The organism is Parablautia muri, from assembly GCF_009917485.1.
In the GTDB taxonomy this organism is placed as follows: domain Bacteria; phylum Bacillota; class Clostridia; order Lachnospirales; family Lachnospiraceae; genus Suilimivivens; species Suilimivivens muri.
In genome coordinates this window covers 16897-31411 of the sequence record NZ_QZDT01000042.1, presented here as the reverse complement: position 1 = coordinate 31411, position 14515 = coordinate 16897, and the positions used below count along the sequence as shown (strand labels likewise).

Annotated in this window: 14 protein-coding genes and 1 pseudogene; 2 read left to right on the top strand and 13 right to left on the bottom strand. The window is 40.3% G+C overall.

Translation table 11 applies throughout. The annotated features are described in order from the left end of the window. Nucleotides 1-47 precede the first annotated feature (47 nt). Both D5281_RS18570 and D5281_RS18565 read right to left on the bottom strand, forming a co-directional pair. On the bottom strand, nt 48-740 hold the full coding sequence (locus D5281_RS18570; protein WP_277935453.1) for an ABC transporter permease: 693 nt from the start codon (nt 738-740) through the stop codon (nt 48-50). Beyond that, nucleotides 740-1642: an ABC transporter ATP-binding protein gene (locus D5281_RS18565; protein ID WP_160561570.1), complete on the bottom strand. Its 903-nt coding sequence runs from the start codon at nt 1640-1642 to the stop codon at nt 740-742. Before D5281_RS18565 ends, D5281_RS18570 begins: the two co-directional genes overlap by 1 nt. A gap of 149 nt (nt 1643-1791) precedes the next feature. Here D5281_RS18565 and D5281_RS18560 point away from each other — a divergent pair, with 149 nt between their 5' ends. After that, nucleotides 1792-2496 (top strand): response regulator transcription factor, encoded by a 705-nt coding sequence (locus D5281_RS18560; RefSeq protein ID WP_160561569.1) that lies wholly within the window; start codon nt 1792-1794, stop codon nt 2494-2496. 4 nt (nt 2497-2500) lie between these two features. Continuing rightward, nucleotides 2501-3871, top strand: coding sequence for a sensor histidine kinase (locus D5281_RS18555; protein ID WP_160561568.1), 1371 nt, complete (start codon nt 2501-2503; stop codon nt 3869-3871). Between the two features lie 183 nt (nt 3872-4054). Here the strand turns inward: D5281_RS18555 and D5281_RS18550 are convergent, their stop codons facing one another. The 11 genes and pseudogenes from D5281_RS18550 to D5281_RS18500 all read right to left on the bottom strand — a co-directional run bounded on the left by D5281_RS18550 (nt 4055) and on the right by D5281_RS18500 (nt 14508). After that, nucleotides 4055-4792, bottom strand: a complete 738-nt coding sequence (locus tag D5281_RS18550; RefSeq protein ID WP_160561567.1) for an ABC transporter permease — start codon at nt 4790-4792, stop codon at nt 4055-4057. A 4-nt stretch (nt 4793-4796) separates the two neighbouring features. Continuing rightward, nucleotides 4797-5546, bottom strand: a complete 750-nt coding sequence (locus D5281_RS18545) for an ABC transporter permease (protein ID WP_160561566.1) — start codon at nt 5544-5546, stop codon at nt 4797-4799. After that, nucleotides 5539-6462 (bottom strand): ABC transporter ATP-binding protein, encoded by a 924-nt coding sequence (locus tag D5281_RS18540; protein WP_160561565.1) that lies wholly within the window; start codon nt 6460-6462, stop codon nt 5539-5541. The genes D5281_RS18545 and D5281_RS18540 overlap by 8 nt, the downstream gene beginning before the upstream one ends. Nucleotides 6463-6478: 16 nt before the next feature. Continuing rightward, nucleotides 6479-7246: an ABC transporter permease gene (locus tag D5281_RS18535; protein ID WP_330585146.1), complete on the bottom strand. Its 768-nt coding sequence runs from the start codon at nt 7244-7246 to the stop codon at nt 6479-6481. Between the two features lie 100 nt (nt 7247-7346). Then, nucleotides 7347-8270, bottom strand: coding sequence for a sensor histidine kinase (locus D5281_RS18530; protein WP_160561564.1), 924 nt, complete (start codon nt 8268-8270; stop codon nt 7347-7349). 3 nt (nt 8271-8273) lie between these two features. Then, nucleotides 8274-8976, bottom strand: a pseudogene (locus D5281_RS18525) (response regulator transcription factor). Between the two features lie 509 nt (nt 8977-9485). Further along, complete coding sequence (locus D5281_RS18520) at nt 9486-9830, bottom strand: response regulator (RefSeq protein ID WP_160561563.1); 345 nt, start codon at nt 9828-9830, stop codon at nt 9486-9488. A 6-nt stretch (nt 9831-9836) separates the two neighbouring features. Continuing rightward, nucleotides 9837-12155 carry an FtsX-like permease family protein gene (locus D5281_RS26645; RefSeq protein WP_330585145.1) on the bottom strand — a complete coding sequence of 773 codons (2319 nt, stop codon included), beginning with the start codon at nt 12153-12155 and terminating at the stop codon, nt 9837-9839. After that, on the bottom strand, nt 12152-12835 hold the full coding sequence (locus tag D5281_RS18510; RefSeq protein WP_160561562.1) for an ABC transporter ATP-binding protein: 684 nt from the start codon (nt 12833-12835) through the stop codon (nt 12152-12154). Before D5281_RS18510 ends, D5281_RS26645 begins: the two co-directional genes overlap by 4 nt. Then, on the bottom strand, nt 12832-13392 hold the full coding sequence (locus D5281_RS18505) for a hypothetical protein (protein WP_160561561.1): 561 nt from the start codon (nt 13390-13392) through the stop codon (nt 12832-12834). Before D5281_RS18505 ends, D5281_RS18510 begins: the two co-directional genes overlap by 4 nt. A 69-nt stretch (nt 13393-13461) precedes the next feature. After that, nucleotides 13462-14508, bottom strand: coding sequence for a sensor histidine kinase (locus tag D5281_RS18500; RefSeq protein ID WP_160561560.1), 1047 nt, complete (start codon nt 14506-14508; stop codon nt 13462-13464). Nucleotides 14509-14515 lie beyond the last annotated feature (7 nt).

The following is a 14515-nucleotide window of genomic DNA, read 5'->3' as shown; positions in this document are numbered from 1 at the left end:
CCCGATAGACTCCAGGCAACAATCCAATATATTTTTAGCCACAAATGTTACAAAAATGCTTGACCACTACACCCGGAAGATTGCAGATCTCCTGAAGATGTGTCCTGCCCCAACACCATCAGTTCTGCATAGTTGCCCCAAATCAAAATGTTGCGGATACCCGGCGGCAGCAACGTGGAAATAAACCCAATAAGTGCGCCGACCATACCGATAGACATAGGGACAAGCTGGTTTGTACACACAAGGGAGAAGAAAACCTGAATTGTGACAACTACAAATGTTATCATCGCAGTTCCAAGCACAAAACCTAATAACGTTCTGACAGGCAGCGGCTGGACAATTCCCACGGAATTACCATAAATGATAATGGTAAATGACTGAATGAAGATTGCCAGCATCATAAGCGTGGATACTATTGTAAATTTGCAGAACCAGATAGATTTGCGGTTTTGATTATTACACTCCAATAATTTCCATGTGTTTCCCTTATGCTCCATATCGCAAATACGGCTGGCAATGACCGCCGCCAAAATAGGAAAAAATAATCCATTTATAGCGGCTGGACCGATGATCAGATCTTCCCATGCCGGTGCAGTGGGATCAGAAACCATGTTTAGAAAATTTTTATTATTGCCATAGTTAGAAAAAACAAATAGCAATTCCACGCCCAAGATCACCAAAAAGGTCAGAAACACCTTTCGATGTTTCAACTTATATAATTCAAGCCATAGATATTTCATCAAAGGGTCATCTCCTTTCCGGTCAGATTGAGGAAAATGTCCTCAAGGCTCTCCCTGTGTTCTTCCACACGATAAACAGCAATATCGTTGGCACACAGGTTCTGAACCACCTTACCTGTCTGTTCATCAGACAAAGCCCCTAACTGCAAACCGTCCCCCGTTCTTAACGGATTCATATTTCTTAGTATCTGACAAGCCAAGTTATTATCACTGGTTCTCAGAATGATATACGGCTGCCGCTGTGCGTCCAAAACAGACATATTTTCCTGAAAGATCAGCTCACCATGATTGATGATGCCGACCACAGTTGCCATCTGATCTACTTCACTCAGGATATGGCTGGAAATCATAACGGTCATCCCATACTTCGTTGGCAGTGTTTTGACCAATTCCCGCATTTCCTCAATACCTGCCGGGTCAAGACCATTAGTAGGTTCATCCAAAACAAGCAGTTTAGGACGGCGAGCCAGTGCCATCGCAATTCCAAGCCGCTGCTTCATTCCAAGTGAATAGTTTTTGACCTTCTTATCCATTTGTTTTTCCATACGGACAATATGAACTGCCTCCTCGATATTTTTCCGGGGCAAGCCCAGCAGCCTGCGTATTATTTCCATATTTTCCCTGCCAGTCAGATGACCATAATAGGACGGGGATTCAATCAGGGAGCCAACGCTTTTCAGAATCTCCTGCCGGTTTTTCTCGTTGAATGATTTTCCCATGATTTCAATACTTCCTTTGCTGGGCTTGACAAGACCAAGCAGCATCTTCATTGTTGTCGATTTGCCCGCACCATTAGGACCAAGAAATCCATAAATATCCCCTTCGTCAATTTGGATATCCAGATCATTAACCCGATAAATACCGTCATACTCTTTTGACAAATTTTCTGTTGACACTATCATTTTTGTCTGCTCCTTTCCTAAGCTGATTACATCATATACCTTCCACTTTGCGTTACGTTGGAGTTAACCTTGATTTTACCTTGATTTTGAAACCATAATTCATACCATAATTGAAAATATGGTATAATGTCGTGGAAAGGAGTGGAAATATGGGTACAATTAAGGACAAATCAATCTTATTAATTGACGATGAGCCTGCAATCTTACTGATGTGCCAATCCATTTTGAAAGAAAATGGGTTTACAAATATACTGACCGCAGATACAGCACTTCGTGCTTTGGAGAGGCTGGACACCCACCCCGATCTGGCAGTCCTGGATGTCATGCTGCCCGATATGGATGGGTTCATGCTTGCAAAGGTGATCCGGGAACAAACCAATATACCTATTCTGTTTTTAACGGCAAAAGGAGAGTTTGATGATAAAGCCAAAGGATTTGAAGTGGGTGCAGACGATTATATAGTAAAACCCTTTTTGGCACAGGAATTTGTATGGCGTGTCACTGCGATTTTACATCGGGTATATAAAGAAAATGAGGACACAAGTTTTTTATTAGAAGCCTGCAAAGTGGACTTAGGGCAGGCACAGGTATACAAAGAAGGCTGCGATCCAGTCTCCCTTACTGCAAAAGAAGTGGAGATACTTCAAAAACTATTCAGTAATGCAGGACGCATTGTAACGCTCGGTTCTTTATGCCAGACAGTCTGCGGAGACATATATGTTGGATATGAAAAAACACTAATGTCCCATATCCGGCATATCCGGGAGAAGATCGAAGCAGAACCATCTTCGCCGGTATCTCTTGTCACGGTCAAAGGGATCGGTTACAAGCTGATTTTGAAAGGAACAGGGTAATCCTATGAATGTACAAAAATTTTTCAAACGGTATGTCCATTCCAGTGTTAAGCTGTTTTGCTTTTTCATTTTAGTGAATATTTTTTTATTTGTAAGTCTTATCATAGTATCTGTCAGCCACGGAAATCAAAGCCCCACCCACCTGTTACCCTGTATATCTGATGAATTACAGCAGACGGACGGGCAATATACTCTGCCAGATGATATCGCAGCTTTATTAGATCAAGACCATGCATGGTGTATGCTGATAGATAATGCGACGGGTAATGTCATCTGGAATTATAAACTTCCGGCAAACATCCCTGTTCAATACACCTATGGAGACATTGCAAAAATGGCAAGGTGGTATTTAGAGGACTATCCTGTTTTCGTATCTGCCCGGAACGATGGTCTGCTAGTCCTTGGTTATCCGAAAGACAGTTACTGGAAATTATCTGCATATAAAACCATTGTAAGTGTGAAAATTGATGCGATAGGGTACATCGCTGTATTTTTTCTAAATATCGGGATTGTATTGCTGCTTTTTATCTTTAACAGCCGAAAAACAGAAAAGGCTGTTAAACCTATTCTTATCGGCATTGAGGAAATTGCTGCCGGTCAAAAAACGCAGTTGGCAGAGCAGGGAGAATTGTCCGAAATCAACGCAAAGCTTAACCATGTATCTAAAACACTGAAGCGCCGGGATACTGCAAGGGCAAACTGGATCAGTGGTATTTCCCATGATATACGCACCCCGCTGTCAATGATTCTCGGATATTCCAGCAGCCTCGAAAAAAATCACGGGCTGGACTCTGACGTTCAGGAAAAAATGACCGAAATCCGTCAGCAGGCTGAAAAGATAAAAAGACTGATCGAAGATTTGAATTTAACCTCAAAACTGGAATATGATATGCAGCCGCTTCGCATTAGCAGCATTTATCCGGTAGAGCTGGCACGGCAGGTCATATGTGAATTTCTGGACAGCAATCTTGATAAAAAATATGTATTTGAATTTGAATCTAATCCACAATGTGAAACGGAATTTATTCGTGGTGATGAAGTTCTTATTAAACGGGCTGTTACAAATTTAATCCAGAACAGTATCAACCATAATGCAAATGGCTGTATAATTACCATCTCGGTATCATGCAGCGAAAAAGCAATAGCCATCGTTGTATCAGACAATGGAGTTGGCGTATCCGCTGAAAAGCTGAAAGCACTTAATTCTAAAACACATTATATGGAAAGCACTGATAAAGCTCTACACCTCCGGCATGGATTAGGTATTCTGTTGGTACGGCAGATTATCGAAGCTCATAACGGCATCATGCGAATTTTAAGTGAGGAACAAAAAGGTTACGAAACCACCTTGATTTTTCCTAAGACTAAATACTAATATCTTTACTGATATTGGAAATACGGCAGTTATAAGAATCTTGCCCTTTTCATGTTTTTCAAAAGAAAGTCCTGCTGTTCACAGGACTTTCGGAAATAATTTTTGTTCAATATCCCCTGTCAGCTCTTACAAAACCAACAATAACTATCAGTACATCGCTGTCAAAGTAATACATGTAACTAACTATTTTTCTAACATATAATTCCTATTTTTCGGACACAATATATAAAGCAGTAAAACAGATAGCCCCAAAGTTATAGCAAGCGTTACTTCTCCCTGATTTCCTGAAAATAAAGTCCCTCCCACCATCTCGCCATTGAAATTAAGTATTTCAAGTCCTGCGGTAATTGCATAATAACCGCACAGTCCCCTCGGAGCTAAAAAAATACCACATATTTCTAAAAAAGCTGCAACAAGACTCCCAAATAAATATCCATTTTCTTTTTGAGCGCCTGAAATAATAATTGGCAAAACAGAAATAAAGCTACAAACAGCAAATACAATCTGTTGAACCAAAAAATACACAACTGATTCACCAAACACCTCAATATGGCAGCAAATTACCCCAATAGTGGAACAGACAAATTCTAATATAGCTATAATCAATATAAAACAAAAACCAACAAACAGCTTTGCACAAATTAATGTTCGTGAATTTATAGCTGCTAAATATATGTTTTTTAATGTATTGTTTTTATATTCCAGATCAATTAAATATCCGCATATTAAAGTAATCATAACAGGATATAAAAAACATGAATGATTCCAAAGCAAGACATCTGCATATTCCCTTAATGAGAACTTACCATCATAGTTTGTTTGAAATACAGACATCAAATTAATAAAGAACGTAGCAACAATCACAATAAAAATCGTATTATTTCTTTTTATTTTTTGAAATTCAGCTAACAGATACATCATTTCATCACCTACTATATTTCTTATGAAAACCGAAAATTATGAAAATAACCGATATAAATATCGTACAAAGCATAGCTCCAGCAAACTGCAACCCTGAAAGAGTTATTTCTTCCAGATAAATTGTCATTTTAACTGCGGTATATGGCAATAAAAATCTATATACTGCCGCAATCGGTAAAAATGGAAGCGCCCAAGCTGGAATTTTTGTAATAGACATAATAAAAATAAAATTAAGCATGACAAATATAAAAATAAGTATTCCTGTTACAATATAATTATTTTTCTGGTTTATAATCAAAGCAATCATCGGCAATAATGCTGCACACATTAAAATTCCAATTAATACATTAATGATAAAGTTACTCCATATTCCAGAAATATCCCCTACCACCAGACCAATCAAAAAGGACGCAAAAATTGTTACAACGGAATAAATAACAGATACAAGTGCAATAACCATCAATTTGGCACAAAGCCATTTCCCCATTGGTACAGGAATCAAGCGCATATTTTTCATAGTATCCAGATCTTGTTCCATATAGAAAAAAATCATCGCAAACATCCCCAGCATAAGCGGCATCATAAAACAATCACCTAACTGAACCAACATTGCAAAAATGTTTTTCATATCGTATGAGTTGGCAATAACCATAATAGCAACCGGAATCGGAAACATACATGCTGCTATAATTGTACATATGGTAATCTTTTTCCTCTTCAATTTAGTCAATTCTCCAATAACCAAATTAAGCAATCCCTTCACCTCCAGTAATCCTTTTAAAATAGTCCTCCAGAGTATCATTGCAAAGCCCGGAACTGATAACAGTTACATCCTGTACCACAAGCTCTTTGTTGACCGCCCCCATGTCCAAAGAGGTATCATAAAGACGCAGAGTATGATCGTCCTGTACGGAATAATTTTTTTGTTGGAATTGCCGTTCCAGAATCAGAGCTGCTTTGGGAACATCCGAAACCTGCAGAAGAATATACTTCCTGTTTTTCTTTTCTAACTCGCTCATACTGCTTTCTTCCAAAAGAACCCCATGATCAATGATGCCAATATCATCTGCCAGTAATTGAATTTCCGAAAGAATATGGCTGGATATCAAAATCGTTTTTCCACGACTGGCACTCAGATCTTTAATAAAATTCCTGACCTCGGCAATACCGATAGGGTCAAGTCCATTTGTTGGCTCGTCCAGAATCAGCAGTTCCGGATCATGTAAAATAGCATTGGCAATACCCAGGCGCTGCTTCATCCCAAGAGAATACTTACCGAACAGCTTTTTATCCTTATAAGGCAGACCGACAACCTCCAAAGCATTTTTTACAGCATTTGGTGCCGCTGTACCACGGAGCCTCGCAAAAATTTCCAAGTTTTCTGTTCCTGTCAGATTCGGATAAAACCCCGGTGTTTCAATAATTGCGCCAATACGGGGATATACCCGTTTCTCCTGACCCTTAATGTTTTTACCGAACACATTTGCTTCGCCGGAGGTGATTGATGTCAGCCCCAAAATCATTTTCATAATAGTAGTTTTCCCGGCTCCATTACGTCCGAGCAGACCATAAATCTGACCTTTTTTTACATGGAGATTGACAGCATTGACAGCGGTTTGATCTCCGTACACTTTTGTCAGCTGTTTTGTCTCAATCACATAGTCACTCATAAAATTTTCCTCACTTTCAATAACTTTGATTTTGCAATGCAACAAGCGATAATGCGGCAGAAAACGCACCAATCAGAAGCATTGAGAGCATACAGGAGACAGGCGATACTGTCGTGATTTTCATATATGCCCAAGTTTCTACCATCTCAAGTGCTGCATCTGAAATATAGGCATATATTCCAAGCATACTTGCCAAAGGATGTATGCCCATCAAAACGGACGGTGCAATTATCACCGGCGTAAGACATAACAGAGTTGCACCAATCGGTAAAATATATCCTTTTGATAATGCTGCCAAAAAGATAATTGGTAATAAAGCTATGGGAACCAGCAACCCTCCTGCAATGAATAAAAGCCCTGCCTGCATTACCGTTTCGACATTGAAATCAGGGAAGCCACCTGCAATTAAGCCTCCAGCAATGCAAAATGTAAAGGTAAGCAGGCTCAAACCCGCTGACAAGAGAGTTACAACAGTCACTTTGGAAAAATAAAGCTGTGCCTTTGAAACCGGGATGATCAGTAATGCTTTTAACGTGTCGTTCTTATGCTCATCAAAAAACAGGGTTGTGGAAAATATCCCCAAAACAATGGGTAAAAATAAACTGGTAAGACTTTTGAACGCTAAAGTATACAGATCACCAAAGCTATCCATCAAAGGACTGTTCCTTGAAATATGGCAAGCCCTCTCAACTGCAAACACCCCCAGCAACACTGTAAGGAATAGGATTGCCCACACAGTCTTATTCCTTTTCCATTTCCGAATTTCTGTTACTATAATTGTCACCACATTTTCCTCCTTCCTGCACTTTATTATAAAGCCTCAACCTTGCCAAAACCTTGCCAGAACCTTGCTTTTTTCATGTTTTTAAAAAAAGCCCTGCTGTTCACAGGACTTTCGGAAATATAATCGTAAATGTTGCCCCGGAACCGGGTACGCTGTCAGCAATAATGGTTCCCTGATGCGCAGTAACAAGTTCTTGTGTAATAGACAACCCTAAACCATTCCCCCGCACAGAGCGGGATTGATCTGCCTGATACATTCTCTCAAAGATATGAGGAAGATCTTCCGGTAAAATTCCCTTGCCATTATCTGAAATCATTAACCTTGTCTGTATATCATCTTCCGCAATCTGGAGAATCACTTTGTTACCTTCACTATGAGAAACAGCATTTTGCAACAGATTATTTAGTATCCGGGTATAGGCATTAGGGTCAATACGGGTAATATATTCTGTTTCCGGTATATCTATCTCATATTCAAAATGATTGTTTTCTAAAATCGGCACCCAATCCGCTATAATGTTGCGGGTAAGTTCATTTATATCGCAGTGTTCAAAATGGAAAACCTGTTCTTTGGAATCCAGTTTAACCCATTCAAATAACGCTTCTACAAAATGCTTTAAGTTTTGCGCTTTTTCATAAGCCACATGGATGTATTCTTCTTTTTCCTCCCCTGAAACAATATTATGTTCAACAGCATCCAGATACCCTACCAGGGAAGCAAGAGGTGTCTTAACATCATGGGAGAGGCTGGTCATCAGCCGTTTATATGCCTGTTCGGACTGTTTCTGTTGAATCAGTTGTAATTGTCCATTCATTGCAATCTCGTTGATGTCATAGCAGACCTGCTTTACCATATCGCTTTCTCTGGTTAGAATACGACGATTCAGATTGCCGCTTTTTATATCATCTGTCGCATCTTTAATTAGAGATAGCTGAGTCCGTACACGCCATAATTTTGTTATAAGATACACGATGACCAGCAGGGCAAACACAAAGGCTAAAAGTAAATAGGCATTTATTTCCATATCTCATGCCTCCTGATTAAAACGATAGCCAACGCCTCTGACCGTAAGAATGTAAAAAGGCTGTTCCGGATCTGGCTCGATCTTTTTACGCAGCTTGCTGATAAAAGACATGATATTGCTGTCATCAAAAGCATATTCTTCTTCCCATACCTGCGTATAAATCTGCTTTTTTGTAAATATCCGACCTTTGTTAGAAGCCAGAAACAAAAGCAGATCAAATTCTTTACTCGTAAGTTCCACGGGTATATTTTGAACAGAGACAATCCGATTTACCTTATCAATCACCATACCCGTAAATCGCAGGACTTCCATACCCATCCCGGCAGAAGTGTTTAAGGTAGTATAGCGGCGAATAAGAGAATTGATACGTGCCATCAATTCATTAAGACTAAATGGCTTTGTCAGATAATCGTCAGGCGCCCAGCCGCAACCCGGAAACTTTATCATCCTCATCACTTTTCGCTGTGAGCATCAACACCGGAACATTGCTTGTTTCCCTGATCATTTGCAATACATGAAAACCGTCTAAACCCGGCATCATCACATCAAGAATCACAAGGGAACATTCGTCCTTATTATTCTCTAACAGACGCAGCCCCGCCATACCCTCATGGGCAACAATCGCTGACAAGCCCTCCTGCTCTATACACTTTTTCATAAGAGCGCAAAGCTCTTTATCATCATCAACGACCAAAACCTTCTTCATATGCTCCTGTTCCTCTCTTCCTGCTCTTATATTATCTATTATAATACATGAACCTTGCCAAAACCTTGCCGTAAACATATTTTTTATATTTTAAACATGGACTGACTTATTTCAAATTAGAAAATATATATTTAACGATCTTATCATAGATCAATCTAAGCAAAGACCTCTCATCTCCGACATACAGTTTTTTTCCCTGAAATACGAGTGCTTTGTCATTGCCGTATCTTACATAAGTATCTTTGAAAAGATGAAGCTCCGAACCTCCAGAAGCTCCTTTCCATGCAAAAAGACTGTACGGAACAGAAAGCTGCTGGCCTGATTCCTATGGTTCGTTACCTACTTGAACTGCTGCGGAAATAAATCAGTCCAAAAATTTGTTAAAGCAATAAATTGTCCATTCTGTATTATCCAAGGAGTTTAAAGGCGTCTACTGGTAGCCCCAATAGACGCCTCCTTTTTTTTTCTCACTTCCATTTAAAGGAAGTTCCATTAAATATGCTCCGTTTTCAATCTGCATTTTCTCGAATAACTGAAAGTAAATCACTGTCAGTCTTTTCTACAAATACAGCCCCGTGTAATTTTGCTTCTATAACAATATGTTGCTCCCGTGTGGCAGACATGAGGATAAATGGCACAGAAATCTTTTCCTGCTTACAAAATTCCAATAAATTAAGCCCTGTCCCGTCAGCCATATAATAGTCAGAACAGATCACATCAAATGCAGAAGTCAGCAGTTCCTCCTTTGCTTCTTCCACACCACCAGCAGTTGCCACTTCGTAATGCTTTTTTAGAATGTAGCTTAGCGCATCCAAAAAATCAGGAGAATCATCCACAATTAAAATTTTTTTCATAGCTGTTTACCCTGCATTGACTACATTTACAATGCTTGTCTTTTTAATCTTTTGGCTGGGTGAAATGACAGCAAGGAACGTGGTCAAAATTGCTGCTGTAACTACTACTGCAAGAACCAGAATCGGCGGTTCCCATTTCTGCCCCCAATTAGAAGTAATAAGCATTCCAAAGAAAAATCGGTGCAGGAATAATCCCGATATAGCTCCGGCAATACTGCCAGTGACAGCGTAAGCTGCGGCTTCTGCAAGTATAACCTTTTGGAGCTGTTTCCCCGACATTCCTACCGCACGCATAACGCCATAGTGATTGATCCTGCTTGAAACGCTTGCATTGACCGTGTTGACAATATTGATCAAAGCCACCAATGCAATAACAATCAAAAAGCCATAAACAAATACTGCCATAGCAAAATAGCCTGTGCGTACTTCCTCATTATGCTGCTGCATATCCAGTAGCTTCATATCAGCGGTAATCAGGCTTCTAACCTGCCCGGATACATCTGTACTTGTTTGAATTTCTATAACTATATAGTCGCTGATTCCTGTTAAAGATGTGAACGTATTTTCAGAACAGACAATAATCCATTCCCCACTTCCAGAATCCAGCGGCACATCGGAGACAATTCCGGAAACGGTTATTTCATGCTCTGTTCCATTCATATCAAGTGTGATGATGTCGCCAATTTCCCAATTAAATTCCTGTGAATATCCATAATCTACCAATACGCCATTTCCATTTTTTACATTTTCAATATCCCCGGAGATCAGGACATCACTTGCCCATTGAAATTGAGGATCGTCATAGGAAACTAAAGTTGCAGTATTTGAGCCTTTTTTATCCTTTGCAGGAATACCCGTACAAAACATTCTCCCGTATACTTTTTCTACCCCCGGAATAGGCGCTATTTCCTCTTTCAAGGAGTGGGGCAGATAAAAGCCCGGTTCATTTCCCTCAACCGTCAGATCCGGTGCGTAAGGCTTTAGAGGGCTTAGGGCATGGTTCATAAATGTGATTAATATGGTAAAGCACAAGAACAGGACAATGCTGATAGCAAAGGAACCAGCGATTAAAATCATGCTCTTTTTGTTAGAAAACGCATGGCGAAGCCCCATAGCCGTATCTACATGAAATACTTTAGTGTTAGACGCCTTTTTGAAATTCTGATTATTGGCTTGATTGATATTTCCTGTTACTGCTGTCTGCGGAGATACCTTTGCCGCATTTTTAGCCGGAGAGCTTGAAGCAATCATCACAACAAAAACGCCTATCACCGTACCCGCTAATATGCCGGGGAAACTTAGCTGAAATTGCGGCATTTCCGGAAGATATTGTGAGTTAATGGAATTTAATACATAAATAGCAATCCAGAGAATGGCACTCCCTGAAAGCAAGCCAGCAGGAATGGCTTTCAGGCAGTACAATAATCCCTCCCGTCGTATATATCTTTTGATCTGCCTCTTTGTAGCACCGAGACAACGCAGTAGACCAAAAAACTGCGTCCGTTCCAAGACACTCATATTAAAGCTGCTGGCAATCATAAATGTTCCGGTCATAGCAACAAGAATAAAAAGAATTGCCGCAGTAAGATAAACTTCAAGCATAGTGGTGTCTTTGCTCTGCCCCATTAAGCCAAGCAGCATGACATTTGTTGAGATCTGTTCATCGGTCAATCCATATTCCACTTTTATTTCTTCATTTGCATGGTTAATATCCGTTCCATTCTTAAACTGGATATAATCATATTCCTGATATTCTGTTTCCGGCAGAAAACGTAATCCCCCTTCCGCCAGTTGCAGTCCGTGTGCGTCTGTTCCCTGCAGACTGGAAAAATCCCCATATGTTCCCGAAATCTGATATTGCCGCACCTGCCCGTCACTATATACAATTTCAATAGTATCTCCAATGGATAAACCGAATTGTTCCATGCCCTGCTGGTCTAACAGCGCTTCCGTTTCCGTAACGGGATAGTGACCCCCGGTGACCGTTAAATTCATCTGCTCTGCAAGTTCTCCGCTGCTGCTCTGGATAATCAGCTCTTTTCCCTGATAGGTTGTACTGGAAGCCATACCCAAAAAGCCGGAAACAGACACATCCTTTCGATTGCTGATAGCATCCGCCGTTTCTAAAGGAATATTTGATATAATCGTATGCCAGTTTCCATACCGACGTATCGCTTCGTCCTTTTGGGCTTTCAGGCTCATATCTGCCATTCCGAAAATAGCCGTTACCAGCATAACGGAAATGGCAATACAGATAATGGTAAGGCGGTTTTTCTTTTTATGGACTTTTGCATATTCTGATACAAGACCAAGATAGTTTTTCACTCGCTGCACCTCCCAAAATCCGTTATAACACCGTCCGACACCTGCAGAACCCGGTCAGCGGTAGACGCAATGCTCCGGTTATGGGTAATCATGATAATTGTCTGTTCATAGCGTTTTGACGCTTTTTTCAAAAGTGCGATCACTTCATTACTATTCTGCGTATCAAGATTCCCTGTCGGCTCATCCGCCAATATCAGCATAGGGCGGGTAATCAAAGCCCTGCCGATTGCCACACGCTGCTGCTGTCCTCCGGATAACTGCCGTGGGAGATGACGCCGCCGCTCCTGAAGATTCAACACGGTTAAAATTTCCTCTAAATAAACAGGGTCAGGCTTCTTATAGTCAAGCAATAACGGGAATGTGATATTTTGCTCAACATTTAATTCAGGAATCAGGTTAAAAGCCTGAAAGATAAATCCGATATTCCGGCGGCGGAAAATAGTAAGTTCTTCGTCCTCCATCGTAAAAATTTTTTTACCGTCAATCAGCATATTGCCCGATGTTGGAGTATCAAGCGCACCGATCATATTTAAAAGTGTACTCTTACCAGAGCCGGACTCTCCAACAACCGCAATAAACTCTCCCTTCGCAACAGAAAAATTTACATCCTTTAATGCGTGGACGGCGGTTTCGCCTGCGCCGTAGGTTTTACAAATAGAATTTACCTCTAATAAGTTCATACTGTACCTCCATTATCATTTATGTTTTTATAAGTCAGTCCGATCAGCAATTCCGTTATGCAGGACAAAAATAACAGACTGCTTAAAATTTTTACAAGTGGCGGTAAACCGCCAAAGCCAAAAGTGAATATCACAAGTATTACACCGCCAGCCCCAACAAGCAGGGAAAGAATGACTATAAGGGCTTTCAGCCTGCATTTCACGCACAAAGCAGCTACAAAATACACAACGCTTTCAAACAGCAGCAATCCGCCTAAAAAAACAGGCAGAATACTGATCAGGTAACGGAAGTAAACAATACTTAATATCCCAAAAATGATTACTGCTAACACCACAAAAAGGTTTAAGTATGCAATATGCTTTTCTTCCTTACCCCTGCCAGAAAGAAAGTCCACGATACCCAATACGCCATTCAAAATTGCGTAAGCCGCAACTGCATAGATTATGCCGCCTTTGAGAAATTCCGTGAACAGAAGTGTTACAAGCACCATAGCTCCAAGCAGAGCGGCACGTAAACCAGACCACCTTGCTATCTTCTTGAATTGTAAAAAAGTCATAGATGTTATCCTCCTTTCGTTCTATCCAGAAGAATAACATCTATTTCATACTCTCAAGTGAATTTAAACTTACAATTTTGTAATTTTATCTGGATTTAGAAAAGTGATCTGAAAAACACTTCCCTTGCCTAACTCACTGTCTACGGTAATGTTTCCGTCGTGGGCTTCTACAATCGCTTTGGCAAGCGGCAGTCCAAGCCCTATTCCCTGCGTATCTTTAGAAAAGCGGCTGCGGTAAAAGCGTTTGAAAATATAGTGTATATCCTCCGGGTGGATACCGCTGCCATTGTCTTTGACTACAATCTGTGTCAGATCAGGAAGCCCTTTCCATTCAATTATGACCCGTTCACCTACGCCCGTATGGTCTAAAGCATTTTTAACAATGTTACTGATTGCTTCGATGATCCAGTCACGGTCACAAAAAAGAGTGATGTTGTCAGCCCCGGACAAGATAATCTTTTTATTTTCCTGTTTTGCCCTATATGCAAAATGCAATTCAATATCCCTCATCATATCCGCTATATTTTCAACATCCTTGTCTATAACGATTGTTCCAGCATCTAACTTTGTAATCTCCAGCAGATTTTGTACCAATGTTTCAATCCGGGCAAGCTCTTGTTCTGATAACATGGTAAATTTTTTTATCTCATGTAAATCTTCCGTTTCTCCCTGCATCATTTCATTATATATGCTCAGAGCAGCAAGCGGAGTTTTCAACTGGTGTGAAATATCCGATATGGTGTCTCTTAAAAATTCCTTTGCCCGAAATTCATTTTCAGCATGGGCATTCAATACCGCTGCTAACGTATTCACTGAATGGAACAGTTTATATATTTCACCCTCTTTGTCACATTCAATGCGGGCATTTGTGTCACCTTTGAGGTAATTGTCGATTGATGATACAGCTCCCCCAATAAGTTCATGCTGCTTATAAAAATACCGAAAACAAACAGCAGCTATGCCGCTTCCGGCTATCACAGAAAGAATGGCAATAAACAGCATACAGCTATCACGGAACACCCATATCCCTAACTGCGACAACAAAAGGAACCCTGCTAAAAAAGCGGCAATACTTGAAAATAAAAATTTTGTATCCCTGTTTGTAAATATATCCATGTTCCAC